We start from the raw sequence: 14,409 nt of genomic DNA on the forward strand, positions 1-14,409 counted from the left end.
CGGCCGTTGTCAGTGGTCGCCGCTACGGTGATTCCTGTCCTTGTCCCGCTTGCTGGCTGCTTGCTGCGACCAGGGACCGCCCCGCCCGGACAGCGCCGGGCGGGGCCTCGTCCCTCTCCGGTCAGAGCGCGGGCAGCCCCTCCCGGCTCCGGCCGTCGGCCGGGCGCGTTCCGAGCACGGCCCAGCCGGCGCCCAGCGCCAGGACCATCAGCAGCGCGCTCACCCACAGCGGCGACCGGAAGCCGAGTCCGGCGTCGATCGCCAGTCCGCCCAGCCACGGCCCGAGCGCGCCGCCCACGTTGAACGCGGACGTGGCGAACGATCCGGCCAGCGTCGGCGCTTCCGCCCCCAGCCGGAACACCCAGGAGATCAGCGCCGTCCCGGTGCCGAACGCGAACATCCCCTGCACGAGCACGAGGCCGACCGTCGCGGCCGCGTTCCCCGCGAGCAGCGCCAGACCGGCCCAGCCGACGGCGAGCGCGACCAGCCCCGCCGAGGTGAGGGCGACCGGCCGCGCGTCCACGACCCGGCCGGCGACGGCGACCCCGGCGAACGAACCCAGCCCGAAGAGCGCGAGCAGCACCGGCACCCACCCCGGGCCCAGGCCGGTCACCCGGGTGGCGAGCGGTTCCAGGTAGGAGAACGCGCAGAAGGTCGCCCCCTGCACCAGGGCGCTGGTCAGCAGGGTCCCCAGCAGCCGGGGGCGGGACAGGGCCCGCAGCTCGGTCCCGGCGCGCGGCGGGACGGCGTCCGGCCGGGTCCCCGGTACGGTCCTGGCGATCACGACCGCGGCCGGGACAGTGATCAGGGCCACGGCCCAGAACGCCGACCGCCACCCCCAGGCCCCGCCCAGCGCCGCCCCGGCGGGCACCCCCGCCACGCAGGCGACGGTGACGCCCCCGACCACCACGGACGTGGCGCGGGCACGGGCCTCGGGCCCGACCAGCGACACCGCGGTCGCCAGCGCCACCGCCCAGAAACCGGCGTTCGCCAGCGCCCCGACGACCCGGGCGGCCAGCAGCACCCCGTAACCGGGGGTGAGCGCCCCGGCGACATGGGCGGCGCCGAAGACGCAGAGGAAGAACAGCAGGGCGCGGCGGCGCGGCCAGGCACGGCTGAAGAGCGCCATCAGCGGCGCCCCGACGACCATTCCCACGGCGAAGGCCGAGGTCAGCAGGCCTGCGGCGGGAATGGACACCTGAAGATCGACGGCGATGTCCGAGACGAGACCGGACAGCATGAACTCGGACGTGCCCTGGGCGAAGACGGCGAGCCCGAGCGCGTAGACGGCGAATGGCATGACACAACCCCATGAACGGCTGACGGATGGACCGGGCGGAGAGGGGGTGTGGGCCGCGCCCGCCCGTCATGACGCGATGACGGGCGGCGGCACGGAAGACGTCCGGGGTGTTCCGGGACGGAACCGACCGGGCGGCGGGCGCCGGGATCGGAGAATCCGCGTACGAACGCGGACGGGAAAGCGCGGCCCACACGGCGGTGGTCCCGCGACGGCGGCCGGGCGGCGGCGCGCCCGCACCCGGACCGGAGATGCCGATCGGTCCGACCGGCGCGATCGACGGGACCGCGGCGACGGACGGGCCGCGACGGTCGACGGGACCGCCGCGATCGGCGGACCGGAGGCGTCGAGCGGGTCGGCGGGATCGGCCGGAGGGGGAGGGCGTGCGCGACAGCGAGTCAGCCACCGGGGGACCGGTGGCTAGCCTCTGTTCGCCTCGGGGCTGGACATGGCGGCGAAGGTATCAGCCGGTGTCCGCCCGCCGCCACCCCGTTCTCCGTTCCTCGTTCCTCGTTCCCCGTTCCGGTCGGGTGGCGGACCCGGTCGGCGGCCGCCGCGCGCGTGCGGGCCCCGGGCCGGGCGCGGCACGTCGACGACGGCCCGCGCGCCCTGTGGTGCGTATTCCGGGAGGGATGCGACCCTGAGTGGTATGAACATCCCTTTCCTGGACAACTGGCGTAAGCGTCATGACGGTACGCGAGGGCAGGGGCTCGCCTCCGCCGTGGCGGACGACCCCGAAGGCGTGGCCGAGCTGCTCGCCGAATGCGAACTGCTGCGTGTCCGGGCGGGGCGGCGGGGGCTCGAACTCGACGACAGCCCGGCCTCGTTGGCGGCTCTCGACCAGCTGCCGCCGCGCTGGCGCGACGATCCGGAGGAACTGCCCTGGCTGGGCAACGACGCGGGCCTGTACCTCGGCACGGTCCTGGTGCGCAATGTGCCCGGCGCGGCCTGGAGCATCTGGCCCAGCGGGCGTCCCGTGGTGCGGCTCGCCTCGGGCCGGGAGATCGACGTCGTCGAGGCCGGGCTGGACTGGGCGATCGCCGGCAGCCCGGAGCTCTCCCAGGTGTACGCGGAGTCGGCCGAGGGCTAAGGGCTGCCCCGTAATCCCTGGCGGGCGCCCGACGACAGCTGCGGCACCTCGCCGCGTTGTCGGAACATCCGCATACGTCCAGTATGCGGATGCGCCTCCGCCAGGGATTACGGGACAGCCCTTGGAGATTCCATAAAACCGAAAAAGAATCCTTATGCCCCTTTTATGCGTGTCGTCGGTGAAGTCCCTTTTCGCGGTGGATAGTTTGCGCTGACCTCGACAACGCGAAGAGTGGGTGGGGCAGCGCATGGCCGTCGATCCGTTGATCGAACTGCGGGACGTCAACAAGTACTACGGACAGCTGCACGTCCTGCGGGACATCGACCTCGCCGTCGGCCGCGGCGAGGTGGTGGTGATCATCGGCCCGTCCGGGTCCGGCAAGTCGACGCTCTGCCGGACCGTCAACCGGCTGGAGACCATCGAGTCGGGCCGCATCCTGATCGACGGTCGGCCCCTTCCCGAGGAGGGCAGGGCGCTGGCCCGGCTCCGGGCCGAAGTCGGCATGGTCTTCCAGTCGTTCAACCTGTTCGCGCACAAGACCGTGCTGGCCAATGTCTCGCTCGCCCAGCTCAAGGTCCGCGGACGGAAGAGGGACGCGGCCGACCGGCGCTCGCTGGAGCTCCTGGAACGGGTCGGGCTCGCCGCGCACGCCGACAAGTATCCCGCCCAGCTCTCCGGCGGCCAGCAGCAGCGGGTGGCCATCGCCCGGGCGCTCGCCATGGACCCCAAGGCCCTGCTCTTCGACGAACCCACCTCGGCGCTGGACCCGGAGATGATCAACGAGGTGCTCGACGTCATGCGACAGCTCGCCCGGGACGGGATGACCATGGTCGTCGTCACGCACGAGATGGGCTTCGCCCGTTCCGCCGCCAACCGCGTCGTCTTCATGGCCGACGGCCGGATCGTCGAGGACCGCACTCCCGAGGCGTTCTTCACCGCCCCGGAGAGCGACCGCGCCAAGGACTTCCTGTCCAAGATCCTCAAGCACTGACGGGGGCTCCCTGTTGCGTACGAGAAGACTCCGGGCCGGCTGCGCCGCGCTGCTGCTGCTGGCCGTGCTCGCCGCCGGGTGCGGCAGGCCGGGCAGTCCGCCGGTGAAGGGGCCGAGGCCCGACCAGCTGCCCGTGTACCGGGTCGACGCCGCCTTCCGGCTGCCCCAGTCGCCGACCTGGACCGCGGCGAGGAAGCGCGGCTACCTCCGGGTCGGGGCCAAGGAGGACCAGCCGTATCTCGGCGAGAAGGACCCGGCCACCGGCGTCTACTCCGGCTTCGACATCGAGATCGCCCGGATGCTGGCCGCCTCGCTCGGCTTCGAACCGCGGACCATCCGCTTCCGCACCATCGCCTCCGCCAACCGCGAGACCGCGCTGCAGAACGGTCAGATCGACTACTACGTCGGCACCTACACCATCAACGACCTGCGCAAACGCCTCGTCGGCTTCGCCGGTCCCTACTTCATGGCCGGTCAGTCGCTGCTGGTCCGCACCGACGAGCACGACATCCACGGACCGCAGGACCTGGACGGCCGGACCGTGTGCTCGGCCGCGGGCTCCACCCCGTACCGGCGCATCGCCGCCGACTTCCCGAAGGCGGTCCTGGTCGCCTATGACACGTACTCGATCTGCGTCGACAACCTGCTGACCTATCAGGTCGACGCCGTCACCACCGACGACGCGATCCTGCTCGGCTTCGCGGCCAAAGCGCCGAAGGAGCTCAAGGTGGTCGGCAAGCCCTTCTCGAAGGAGCCGTACGGCATCGGCGTCCCGCGCCACGACACCGCGCTGCGGTCCGCGCTGAACGACGCCCTGGAGGCCCGTCAGCGGAACGGCGACTGGAAGAAGGCGTTCGAGGCCACGCTCGGCCTGTCCGGAGCGCCCGCGCCGACCCCGCCGCCCATCGACCGCTATCCGGCGCGCTGAGAGGACGGGAACCGGCATGGACGTACTCACGCACAACTTCTCGCTCTACGGCGAGGGCTTCCTCGGCACCCTCGAACTGACCGTCTACTCCTCCCTCCTGGCCCTGGTGCTGGGGCTGGTCATGGCCTCCTGCCGCGTGGCGCCGGTCCGGTCGCTGCGGACGGTGGGCACGGTGTGGGTGACCGTGCTGCGCAACACCCCGCTGACCCTGCTCTTCTTCGCCGTGCTGCTGGGGCTGCCCCGCTTCGGACTGGTGCTGCCCTTCAAGGGCTTCGCCGTCCTGGCGCTCGGCTGCTACACCTCCGCGTTCATCTGCGAGGTGCTGCGCTCCGGCATCAACACCGTGCCGAGGGGGCAGGGCGAGGCGGCCCGCAGCCTCGGCATGACCTTCGGCCAGACGCTGAACCACATCGTGCTGCCGCAGGCGTTCCGCTCGGTGATCCCGCCGATCGGCTCGACCCTGATCGCCCTCGCCAAGAACTCCGCGATCGCCGGCGCGTTCAGCGTCACCGAGCTCCTCGGCACCTACAAGGCCCTCAACGAGCTGGGATACGACATCGTCTGGAGCTTCGTCTGGATCGCCGTGGGCTACCTGATCATCACCCTGTCCATCAGTGCGCTCTTCCACACGATGGAGAAGCGCTGGGGAGTCGCCCGATGACCGTCCGCACCGCACCGGCCGCCCCCGCCCTCCACGACGTCCCGGGCCCCGCCGCGATCAGACGCCACCGCCTCTACGGGGCGCTCACGACGGCCCTGGTCCTCGCCCTGATCGCCTGGGCCGTCCTCGTGCTCGTCGACACCGGGCAGTTCGCGGGCGCCAAGTGGACGCCGTTCGCGTACCGGGGCATCCAGGAACTCCTGCTGCGCGGACTGGGCAACACCCTCAAGGCGTTCGCCATCGCCGCGGCGCTCTCCCTGGTGCTCGGGGCGGTGCTCGCCGTCGGCAGGCTCTCCGACCACCGGGCCGTGCGCTGGGTCTCGACGCTCCTCGTCGAGTTCTTCCGGGCCATGCCCGTACTGGTGATGATCTTCTTCGTGTTCGTGGCGCTGAAGGCGCAGCCGCTGGTCGCGCTGGTCACCGGGCTGACGCTGTACAACGGCTCGGTGCTCGCCGAGGTGTTCCGGGCCGGGGTCGACTCGGTGGACCGGGGCCAGCGGGAGGCCGCGTACGCCCTGGGGATGCGCAAGACCCAGGTCACCGCCTTCGTGCTGGCGCCGCAGGCGGTGCGCGCCATGCTGCCGGCCATCATCAGCCAGCTGGTGGTGGCGCTGAAGGACACCTCGCTCGGTTTTCTGATCACCTACGAGGAGTTCCTGCACGCGGGCAAGCTCATCGCGTCCAACCTCGACTACGATCTCCCCTTCATCCCCGTGGTGATGGTGATCTCGCCGATCTACATCGGGATGTGCATGCTGCTCTCCTGGTTCGCGACCTGGGTGGCCAGGCAGGAACGGCGCAGCCCGAAGACGAAGGCCGTGAAGGTGGCACCGGCCGAACCGGGAACGCTGCTGCCGGGAGCGCAGTAGCCGGGGACCGCCGCCACACGGTCCCGACGAGCGGTGCCCGTCCGGCCCAGCAGCCGGTGATCACTTCTCGCGCCCGCGCCGGACCCGCTCGTCGGGCCCGGCGGGAGCGAGGAGAAGGTCAGCTGCGAGCCGGCCGGGCGGTGCTCGGCGTACGGCGGGCCGGGCCGCGCCGGTCACCGGACGGAGCGGCGCCGGTGACCGGCCGGGCCGCGCCGTGGCGTGCGGCGGGAAACCCGGCTCACCGGAGCGCGCTCCGGGTCCGCCAGTCGGCCCAGGACACGTTCCACTCGCCGTAGCCGTTGCCCTCCGCGACCGTGCCCTTGGCGTCGGCGCCGCTGATCTCGAAGGGGTCGCCGACCCGCACCTGCCGGTACAGCTCCGCGGCGTTCGCGTCGCTCATGCCGACGCAGCCGGAGCTGCGGTTGGCCACCCCGAAGTAGGCGGCGTTCCACGGCGCCGCGTGGGCGTACATGCCCGACCAGGTCAGCCGCATCGACGAGTCGACCATCTTGTCGTAGGCGTCGCCCAGGCCGACCGTCTCCGAGCGCATGTTGATCGTGCCCTCCTTGGACATCAGCACGGCCGTGCCCCGCCACGACGCCTTGATGCCGCCCGGGGTGCCCGCCGACATGGGCACGTCCAGCACGGTCTTCCCGTCCCGCTTGAGCGCCAGCCGGTGGCGGTCGAGGTCGACCTTGACCACCTGGTGCGCGCCGACGGTGAACGTGCTGCGGTAGTCGCGGACGAACCAGCCGCCCGACGGGCCGGAGTCGATGCCGTTGAGAGCGGCGTCCAGGGTGACCTTCGTGCCGGACTTCCAGTACTCCTTGGGCCGCCAGTCGACGCGGTCCCGGCCGGAGTAGTCCCGCAGCCAGCCCCAGGAGCCCTCGGTGTGGTTCGAGGTGGTGACCTTCAACGCCTCCTCGACCGCGGCCCGGTTCTTCACCGGGTGGTCGAAGACGATCGACAGCGGCTGGGCGATGCCGACCGTGGTGTTGTTGCCGGGGGCCAGGGTCAGCTTGTTGACCTTGTCCGCCGCGGCGGTGGTGAACCGGGCCGCGGCGCTGCCGCCGTCGGTGTCCTTCGCCTCGACGCGGTACGCGGTGCCGGGGGAGGCCGGCCGGTCGGACGTCCAGGTGCGGCCGTCGGCGGATATCCGGCCGGTGAGCGCGGCGCCCTCGGCGGGCCGCACCGTCACCGCCTTCAGCTTCCCGGTGTCGAGGGTCACCTTCACCGGCTGCCCGGGAGCGGCCCCGGTGCCCCGGAGGTTCACCGAGATGCGGGTGACGTGCGCGGACGCCTTCTTCCCCGGTGCCTTCCCCGCGTCCGAGTCGGTCGCGGAGGCGCCGGCGCAGGCGGTGAGGGAGACGCCCAGGGCCACGGTGCCGGCGATCAGTGTGCGCCGGGCCGGGCGGACGAGCGGGGTGGTGCGGCGGGTGCGCCGGTGTGCGGAGAACAAGGGGTACCTCCAGGGCTGTGCTTCTCGACGAGGGAAGAGGTGCGCATCCGACGATAGGTTCCGCAAAACGGTCGAAAAACGAGAAAAAGGCTGTGTGACATCGGTCGCAGCGCAACGGTCATCGTCCGGTCACATACGCCGCTCGGCACGGTCACGGACCGCTGTGAGCATCCTGTGCGGCCCCGCCGGAAGCCCGGCGGGGCGGGAACAGGAGGGCCACGGAACATGTCAGCGACGCTCGCGACCGAGGATCGCAGCCACCGCCAGGAGCTGCGGATACGCACTCTGACCGCCGACGAGCACCGGGCCTTCGCGGCCACCCGCGCGGACGCGAGCTTCCTTCAGTACCCGTCGTGGGCGGGCGTGAAGGAGCAGTGGGCCGCCGAGACGCTCGGCTGGCACGACGACTCCGGTGCGACGGCCGGCGCCGCGCTGGTGCTCTACCGCCAACTCCCGGGCACCCGCAAGTACTTCGCCTATCTGCCCGAAGGGCCGGTGGCCGACTGGGCCGACCCCGGCATCGACCGCTGGCTGGCGCCGCTCATGACGCGTCTGCGCAAGGCCGGCGCCTTCGCCGTACGCATCGGCCCCTCGCCCGCGTACCGCCGCTGGGACGCCGCCCGCCTCAAGACGGGCGCCGGGCCGGGCCGGAGGATCGGCGACGTGCTCGCCGCCGAGGTCGACCCGCTCGGCACGGCCGTCGCCGAACGGCTCCGGGCCCGGGGCTGGCGCCGCTGCGGCGGCGACTCGGGCGACGACGCCGACGCGCAGCCCCGCTACGTCTTCCAGGTCCCGCTCGCCGGGCGCACCCCCGACGACCTGTGGTCCGGGCTCAACCAGGAATGGCGCCGCAACGTCCGCCGGGCGCAGAAGGAGGGCGTCCGCGTCGTCGTCGGCGGGGCCTCCGAACTCCCAGAATTCCACCGGCTGTTGAGGATCACCGAGGAACGCGACGGCTTTAGGCTCGGCCGGTCCCTCGCCTACTACCAGCGGCAGTACGCCGTGCTCAACGCCGAGCAGCCGGGCCGGATGAGGCTCTACCTCGCCGTCCACCGGGGCGAGATCCTCGCCGCCCACACCATGATCAACACCGGCCGCCGGGTCTGGTACCAGACCGGCGCCTCCGCCGACCACCGCCGCGAGGTCCGCCCCAGCAACGCGCTCCAGTGGAAGATGATGCTCGACGCCCACGCCCTCGGGGCCGACGTGCACGACATGCGCGGGGTACCCTCCACCCTCGACCCCGGCGACCGGCCCTTCGGGCTGCTGCGCTGGAAACTCGGCACCGGCGGACAGGTGGTCGAGACCCTGGGAGAGTGGGAGACATCGGTGGGCGGAGCCGCCAACAACGCGCTGTACCGGGCGTTCCAGACCTACATGGCGCGCCGATGACCGCCGCCACGACCCCCACTGCCCCCGCGAAGACCGCGGAGCGCGGCTCCGGCTCGGGCTCCGGCTCGGTGCTGCGCAGCGGCGCCCTGATGGCGTCCGGCTCCCTGGTGTCCCGCGCCACCGGCTTCGTCCGCTCCGCCGTCGTCGTCGCCGCGCTCGGCACCGGGCTCCAGGCCGACGGGTACACCGTCGCCAACACCGTGCCCAACATCCTCTACATGCTGCTCATCGGCGGCGCGCTCAACGCCGTGTTCGTGCCCGAACTGGTGCGGGCCGCCAGGGACCACGCCGACGGCGGAGCCGCGTACACCGACCGGCTGCTCACCGTCTGCGCGGCCGGACTGCTCGCGCTCACCGCGCTCGCCGTCCTCGGGGCGCCCTGGATCGTCTCGGTCTACGCCCCCGGCTACCACGGCGGCCAGGCCGAGCTGACCATCGCCCTCACCCGCTATTGCCTGCCGCAGATCCTCTTCTACGGGCTCTTCACCCTGCTGGGCCAAGTCCTCAACGCCCGCGACCGGTTCGGCGCCATGATGTGGGCGCCGGTCCTGAACAACATCGTGATCATCGCGGTGTTCGGGATCTACCTGGCCGTCGCGGCCGGCTCCGACGGCACGCTGACCGCGGCGCAGACGCGCTGGCTCGGCTGGGGCACGACCGCCGGGATCGTCGCCCAGACGCTCGCCCTGCTGCCCTCGCTGCGGGCCGCGGGCTTCCGCTGGCGGCCGCGGTTCGACTGGCGGGGCAGCGGCCTCACCCGGCCGCTGCGCGCGGCCGGCTGGCTCGTCATGCTGGTGCTGACCAACCAGCTCGCCTACTGGGTGATCACCCGGCTCTCCACCACCGCCGGCCGGCTCGCCGCCGAGCAGCACGTGCCGGGCGGCCCCGGCTACACCGCGTACAGCTACGCCTACCAGCTGTGGGTCGTGCCGCACGGCATCGTAACGGTCTCGCTGGTCACCGCCCTGATGCCGCGCATGAGCCGGGCGGCGGCCGACGGCGACCCGGCGGGCGTGCGCCGCGATGTCTCGTACGCGCTGCGCACCTCGGCCGCGATGGTGGTCCCCGCTGCGGCCGTGCTGTTCGCGCTGGCGCCGTGGGTGATGGGCGCCGTGTACGGGTACGGGCGCACCGGCGACGCCGACATCGCGGTCATGGCGGGCATGACGGCGGCGTTCGCGCCCGGGCTGATCGCCTACTCCGGGCAGTACGTGCTCTCCCGCGCGTTCTACGCGACGGGCGACACCCGCACCCCCTTCCTCCTCAACCTGGTGATCGCGGCGCTCAACGCGGGGCTGTCCGTCGCCGCGTATCTGCTGCTGCCGGTCCGCTGGGCCGTGACCGGCATGGCCGGGGCGTACTCGGTGGCGCTGTTCGCCGGCTTCGGCGTCACCGCGTACGCACTGCACCGCAGGCTCTCCGGCCACCGCGCCGACCGGACCCCGCTGCGGCGCTCGCCCGCACTGCGGGCGCAGGCCCGGCTGGTGGCGGCGGCGGTGCCCGCCGGGCTGCTGGGGCATCTGGCCGCCCGGGCCTGCGCCCGGCTCGGGGACTTCGCCGCGGTCGGGGCGGGGACCGCCGTGCTCCTGCTCACGGTCGCGCTGCTGGCCCGCCCGCTCCGGCTGCGGGAGGTCGACGCCGCGATCACGGCGGTCCGGGGCCGGCTGCGCCGGACCTGAGGCCCCCGCCGGACGCTCCCGGGCCGGGCGGCGGCGCGCACGGCGTCGCGAGGGCGCGGACGGCTCTTCTCCACGAGGGCGGCGCACGGCCGCCCCGGCCCGCCCGGCCCGCTCACCGGTTCGAATCCACTCCTTGATCGCTGGGATACTGCTGCCATGCCCCGTGTGCTCCTGATCGAAGACGACCCCTCCGTACGGGAAGGGGTCGTGCTGGGCCTGCGACGGCGCGGCCACGAACTGCGGGGCGTCGACACCGGCGAGGAGGGGCTGGCCGCGCTGGCGGAGTTCCGGCCCGATCTGGTGCTCCTGGACCTGATGCTGCCCGGCATGAACGGGGTCCAGGTCTGCCACCGGATACGCGAGACCAGCCAGCTGCCCATCATCATGCTCACGGCACGCGGCGACGACTTCGACGTGGTCGTCGGCCTGGAGGCCGGGGCCGACGACTACATCGTCAAGCCCGCGCGCACCGAGGTGATCGAGGCGAGGATCCGCGCCGTGCTGCGCAGGCTCTCCGAACCGGCGGGCCGCGACGGCGTCGAGTTCCACGGCGACCTCGCCATCGACCGCGCCGGGCTCACCGTCGCCAAGGCCGGGCAGCGGATCCTGCTCGCCCCCTCCGAACTGAAGCTGCTCCTGCACCTGTCCGCCTCGCCCGAGCAGGTCTTCAGCCGGCAGCAGCTCCTCGAATACGTCTGGGAGCACAGCTACCACGGGGACGCCCGCCTGGTCGACGCCTGTGTACGACGGCTGCGACAGAAGATCGAGGACGCGGCCGGCGGCCCGCGCTACATCCAGACCGTCCGCGGCTTCGGCTACCGCTTCGGGCCGCTCGGATGAGGCTGCTCGCCGCCCGGTCCGGGCTGCGCACCCGCCTCGTCGCGGCCTTTCTGCTGGTCGCCGCGATCAGCGCCGCCACCACCGCGGCCCTCACCTACCGCGAGGCCCGCTCCGCCGTCCTCCAGCAGGCCCAGGACACGGCCGTCGGCCAGTTCCGCGACCGGATCAACGCCCTGGCCATGACCCTGCCCGTGGAGAGAGACCACCTGCGCCGGGCCTGCCAGACCCTGGCCCGGGAGGGCAAGCCGCACACCTGGCGGGTCTTCGCCGAATACGGCGACATCCGGGTCTCCTCGACGGACCGGCCCACCTCCGACGTGATCACACCGGACCTGCGCGAGGCCGCCCGCGGCAGCGCGCACGGCTCGTTCCAGCGCGTCGTGAGGAACGGCGAACCGTGGCTGACCGTGGGCATGCCCGCGGTCTTCGACCGGGGCGACGGACGGCAGCACACCGGGATCGTCCTCTACGCCGTGATGCCCCTCTCCGCCGAGGAGGCCAACATCGACGCCATGGTCACCGCGGCCCGCGACGGCGCCCTGCCCGGTCTGGCGATCGCCCTGGTGCCCGCGCTGCTCGCGGCCCGCAGCGTGCTGCGCCCGGTACGCGACCTGGAACGCGCGGCGGCCGGCATCGGACGCGGAGAGCTCGACACTCGTATCGAGGTCAAGGGCACGGACGAACTGGCCGAGCTGGCCCGGACGTTCAACGAGTCGTCGACCAAACTCCAGGAATCGGTGGCGGAGCTCCAGCGGGCGGAGACGCGGGCCAGGCGCTTCGCGTCCGACGTCTCCCACGAACTACGCACCCCGCTGGCCGGGATGCTCGCGGTCACCGAGGTGCTCGACGAGGACGCCGCCCAGCTGAACGCCGACACGGCGGCGGCCGTCCGGCTGATCAGCGTGGAGACCGGGAAGCTCGCCGTCCTCGTCGAGGACCTGATGGAGATCTCCCGGTTCGACGCGAAGGCCGCCGATCTCCACCTCGACGAGGTGGACGTCGCCGAGACCATCCGCAAGACCCTGCAGAACCGGCACTGGCAGGACCGGGTCCATGCCGAACTCCCGGACGGCGTACGGGCGATGCTGGACCCGCGTCGCTTCGACCTGATCGTCGCCAACCTCGTCGGCAACGCCCTGCGGCACGGCTCGCCGCCCGTCACGGTACGGCTGCGGACCGAGCGGCGGGACGGGGCGGAGTGGCTGGTGACCGAGGTCGCGGACGACGGGCCGGGCATCGACCCCGCGGTGCTGCCGCACATCTTCGACCGGTTCTACAAGGCGGACGCGGCCCGCACCCGGTCGGCGGGCAGCGGGCTCGGCCTGGCGATCACCCGGGAGAACGCACGGCTGCACGGCGGCGGCGTGCGCGCCGCCAACGGGCCCGGGGGCGGCGCCGTCTTCACCGTGGAACTGCCGCTGGAGGGGGCGTGAGGCGGGTACGGGCAGCGGCCGTCCTGCTGCCCCTCGTTGGGGTGCTGGCGGCGACGGGCGGGTGCGGAATCCAGGCGACCGACGTCGTCGAGGTCGGCGATCCGGCGACCGTGGAGGTGGCCCCGGGACGCGAACGGGGCACCGTGCTCTACTTCGTGTCCCCGGAGCCCGAGCGGCGGCTGATGCCCGTCGTGCGGCCGACCGACGTGATGGTCCAGAACACGCCCGACACCACGGGCGGGGTGCGGGTGTGGCGCGGCTCCGACAAGGTGATCGCCATGCTCTTCAGCGGGCCCGACCCCGCCGAGACGGCCGCCGGCCTGCGCACCGAACTCCCGCGCACGGACGTCGTGTCGAGCCTTGACATGGGGTCGGACGAGGTGCTGGTCCGGCTGAACACACCGGTCGCATCCCTGTCCGAGACCGCCCGGCAACAGCTGTTCTGCACGGTCGCGCAGGCGCTCACCACGGGGCGCGCGGCGCGGGTGCGGGTGAGCGGCCCCGACGGCTCCATCGGGCCGGACCGCTGCGCGCTGTGACCGCCCCGCCGCGCGTGCGCGGGTCCGGGCGCGCCGACCCCCCGGCCTCCCGACCCCCCGGCCTCCCGACCCCACCCATCCGAAGGGACCGACCATGGCGGCAGCGCCCTCCACCACCGTCTCGCTCCTCGTCTGCGTACTCGGCTACGGCGTCTTCTGCGCCTCCTACATCGCGCTCACCGTCAACTGGAGACAACGGGCGCTTCTGCTGTGGGCTCTTCCCGTGATCGGCAGCGGACTGGCGCTGGGCCGTGCCAGGGGCGAGACGCCGGACCTGCTGCTGTTCGGTTTCGGCGGCTGTCTCGCCGCCCTGTCCTTCCTCCTGTTCTTTCCGCGCGGCAAGCGCAAGGAACTGAACCGGCGGAAAGCGGCCGGCGAGAACATTCCCGACAAGGAATACGAACCGCCGACTTGGGTGAACTGGACCACCGTGGGCGCCATCCTGGCCTGGATCGTCTTCACGTTCATCCTCTTCAGAGGCTGACCGCACCCACCTGAGCGCCCAGGGCTCCGCCGTTCTCGCGGACGGACCGGAGCCGCCGGGCGGGGCCGCCGGTCACCGCGTGTCAGGAGAGCGGGTAGCCGACGATGCTGTGGGTGGCGGCCGGGCTGTCCTCGGTCGAGTAGTAGTGGCCGGCCCGGCCGTCGAAGCGGGCGCTGTCACCGGCGTGGAGGTCGTAGGGCACCTCGTCGACGACGAGGGTCACCCGGCCGGCGACGACCATGACGTACTCGACGGAGCCCGTGCCGTGCGAGCTGAGCTGACTCTGGGCGTGCGGATGGAGGCGGGAGCGGTAGACCTCGAAGCGGCTGTGGCCGTGTGCGGCGAAGAGGAGGTTGACCGCGCTCTCCCCTTCGGGCTCGTCGAGTTCGCCGGCGCGCAGGATCTCCGGTTCGCGCAGCGACCCGCGCAGCAGGTCGGCGGGTTCGGTCCGGAGCACGGTGGCTATGCGGGTGACGACGTCCAGCGTCGGATTGGCCTCGCCGCGTTCGATCTGGGAGAGCAGCGCTTTGCTGATCCCGGTCGCGGCGGACATCTCGCGCAGGCTCCACCCCTGGGCGAGACGGCGGCGGTTGACGTTGGCCGACAGGGCGTCCCGTACGAAGTCGCCCGTCGGCGGGCGGGCCGCCACCGCCTTCCGGGCGGGCGTGGGCGGCAGCGGGCCTTCCGGCGCTGGCATCGCGGACGTCTCCTTCGGCCGGGTGACGGTCCCGGTGAACGACACCCTCT

At 72.6% G+C, this 14,409-nt stretch carries 14 protein-coding genes; 11 read left to right on the forward strand and 3 right to left on the reverse strand.

The genetic code is table 11. The features are described from left to right. Positions 1-121: 121 nt before the first annotated feature. Complete coding sequence (locus tag WA762_RS20270; protein ID WP_335937326.1) at positions 122-1,300, reverse strand: Cmx/CmrA family chloramphenicol efflux MFS transporter; 1,179 nt, start codon at positions 1,298-1,300, stop codon at positions 122-124. A gap of 646 nt (positions 1,301-1,946) precedes the next feature. Between WA762_RS20270 and WA762_RS20275 the strand changes: the two genes are divergently transcribed. The 5 genes from WA762_RS20275 (at position 1,947) to WA762_RS20295 (ending at position 5,836) form a co-directional block, all read left to right on the forward strand. Next, positions 1,947-2,387: a DUF6278 family protein gene (locus WA762_RS20275; RefSeq protein WP_335937327.1), complete on the forward strand. Its 441-nt coding sequence runs from the start codon at positions 1,947-1,949 to the stop codon at positions 2,385-2,387. A 247-nt stretch (positions 2,388-2,634) separates the two neighbouring features. Next, positions 2,635-3,378, forward strand: a complete 744-nt coding sequence (locus WA762_RS20280; protein ID WP_335937374.1) for an amino acid ABC transporter ATP-binding protein — start codon at positions 2,635-2,637, stop codon at positions 3,376-3,378. Positions 3,379-3,391: 13 nt separating this feature from the next. Beyond that, entirely contained in the window at positions 3,392-4,306 is a 915-nt protein-coding gene (locus tag WA762_RS20285) for a glutamate ABC transporter substrate-binding protein (protein ID WP_443080638.1), read from the forward strand. Between the two features lie 16 nt (positions 4,307-4,322). After that, positions 4,323-4,967, forward strand: a complete 645-nt coding sequence (locus WA762_RS20290) for an amino acid ABC transporter permease (protein ID WP_335937328.1) — start codon at positions 4,323-4,325, stop codon at positions 4,965-4,967. Next, positions 4,964-5,836: an amino acid ABC transporter permease gene (locus tag WA762_RS20295; RefSeq protein WP_335937329.1), complete on the forward strand. Its 873-nt coding sequence runs from the start codon at positions 4,964-4,966 to the stop codon at positions 5,834-5,836. The genes WA762_RS20290 and WA762_RS20295 overlap by 4 nt, the downstream gene beginning before the upstream one ends. Before the next feature lie 238 nt (positions 5,837-6,074). Here WA762_RS20295 and WA762_RS20300 read toward each other — a convergent pair whose 3' ends face one another. Continuing rightward, positions 6,075-7,295 carry a L,D-transpeptidase gene (locus tag WA762_RS20300; RefSeq protein WP_335937330.1) on the reverse strand — a complete coding sequence of 407 codons (1,221 nt, stop codon included), beginning with the start codon at positions 7,293-7,295 and terminating at the stop codon, positions 6,075-6,077. A 225-nt stretch (positions 7,296-7,520) separates the two neighbouring features. On the opposite strand from WA762_RS20300, the gene WA762_RS20305 reads away from it, so the two are divergent. The 6 genes from WA762_RS20305 (at position 7,521) to WA762_RS20330 (ending at position 13,662) form a co-directional block, all read left to right on the forward strand. Beyond that, positions 7,521-8,687, forward strand: coding sequence for a lipid II:glycine glycyltransferase FemX (locus tag WA762_RS20305; protein WP_335937331.1), 1,167 nt, complete (start codon positions 7,521-7,523; stop codon positions 8,685-8,687). Beyond that, positions 8,684-10,366, forward strand: a complete 1,683-nt coding sequence (murJ, locus tag WA762_RS20310) for a murein biosynthesis integral membrane protein MurJ (RefSeq protein WP_335937332.1) — start codon at positions 8,684-8,686, stop codon at positions 10,364-10,366. The genes WA762_RS20305 and murJ overlap by 4 nt, the downstream gene beginning before the upstream one ends. Positions 10,367-10,522: 156 nt before the next feature. Beyond that, positions 10,523-11,206 (forward strand): response regulator transcription factor, encoded by a 684-nt coding sequence (locus tag WA762_RS20315; protein ID WP_335937333.1) that lies wholly within the window; start codon positions 10,523-10,525, stop codon positions 11,204-11,206. Continuing rightward, on the forward strand, positions 11,203-12,639 hold the full coding sequence (locus WA762_RS20320; protein ID WP_335937334.1) for a HAMP domain-containing sensor histidine kinase: 1,437 nt from the start codon (positions 11,203-11,205) through the stop codon (positions 12,637-12,639). Before WA762_RS20315 ends, WA762_RS20320 begins: the two co-directional genes overlap by 4 nt. Further along, positions 12,636-13,178 carry a hypothetical protein gene (locus tag WA762_RS20325; RefSeq protein WP_335937335.1) on the forward strand — a complete coding sequence of 181 codons (543 nt, stop codon included), beginning with the start codon at positions 12,636-12,638 and terminating at the stop codon, positions 13,176-13,178. The genes WA762_RS20320 and WA762_RS20325 overlap by 4 nt, the downstream gene beginning before the upstream one ends. Positions 13,179-13,272: 94 nt before the next feature. Continuing rightward, positions 13,273-13,662: a hypothetical protein gene (locus WA762_RS20330; RefSeq protein WP_335937336.1), complete on the forward strand. Its 390-nt coding sequence runs from the start codon at positions 13,273-13,275 to the stop codon at positions 13,660-13,662. A gap of 82 nt (positions 13,663-13,744) precedes the next feature. Here WA762_RS20330 and WA762_RS20335 read toward each other — a convergent pair whose 3' ends face one another. After that, positions 13,745-14,359, reverse strand: a complete 615-nt coding sequence (locus tag WA762_RS20335; protein ID WP_335937337.1) for a helix-turn-helix domain-containing protein — start codon at positions 14,357-14,359, stop codon at positions 13,745-13,747. Positions 14,360-14,409: the final 50 nt, after the last annotated feature.

Source organism: Streptomyces tyrfis, assembly GCF_037034285.1.
In the GTDB taxonomy this organism is placed as follows: domain Bacteria; phylum Actinomycetota; class Actinomycetes; order Streptomycetales; family Streptomycetaceae; genus Streptomyces.

Bases quoted from the DNA above. Each gene is read 5' to 3' on its own strand.
- WA762_RS20270 (WP_335937326.1), bottom strand. From the start codon at position 1,300: ATGCCATTCGCCGTCTACGCGCTCGGGCTCGCCGTCTTCGCCCAGGGC.
- WA762_RS20275 (WP_335937327.1), top strand. From the start codon at position 1,947: ATGAACATCCCTTTCCTGGACAACTGGCGTAAGCGTCATGACGGTACG.
- WA762_RS20280 (WP_335937374.1), top strand. From the start codon at position 2,635: ATGGCCGTCGATCCGTTGATCGAACTGCGGGACGTCAACAAGTACTAC.
- WA762_RS20290 (WP_335937328.1), top strand. From the start codon at position 4,323: ATGGACGTACTCACGCACAACTTCTCGCTCTACGGCGAGGGCTTCCTC.
- WA762_RS20295 (WP_335937329.1), top strand. From the start codon at position 4,964: ATGACCGTCCGCACCGCACCGGCCGCCCCCGCCCTCCACGACGTCCCG.
- WA762_RS20305 (WP_335937331.1), top strand. From the start codon at position 7,521: ATGTCAGCGACGCTCGCGACCGAGGATCGCAGCCACCGCCAGGAGCTG.
- murJ (WP_335937332.1), top strand. From the start codon at position 8,684: ATGACCGCCGCCACGACCCCCACTGCCCCCGCGAAGACCGCGGAGCGC.
- WA762_RS20315 (WP_335937333.1), top strand. From the start codon at position 10,523: ATGCCCCGTGTGCTCCTGATCGAAGACGACCCCTCCGTACGGGAAGGG.
- WA762_RS20320 (WP_335937334.1), top strand. From the start codon at position 11,203: ATGAGGCTGCTCGCCGCCCGGTCCGGGCTGCGCACCCGCCTCGTCGCG.
- WA762_RS20330 (WP_335937336.1), top strand. From the start codon at position 13,273: ATGGCGGCAGCGCCCTCCACCACCGTCTCGCTCCTCGTCTGCGTACTC.
- WA762_RS20335 (WP_335937337.1), bottom strand. From the start codon at position 14,359: ATGCCAGCGCCGGAAGGCCCGCTGCCGCCCACGCCCGCCCGGAAGGCG.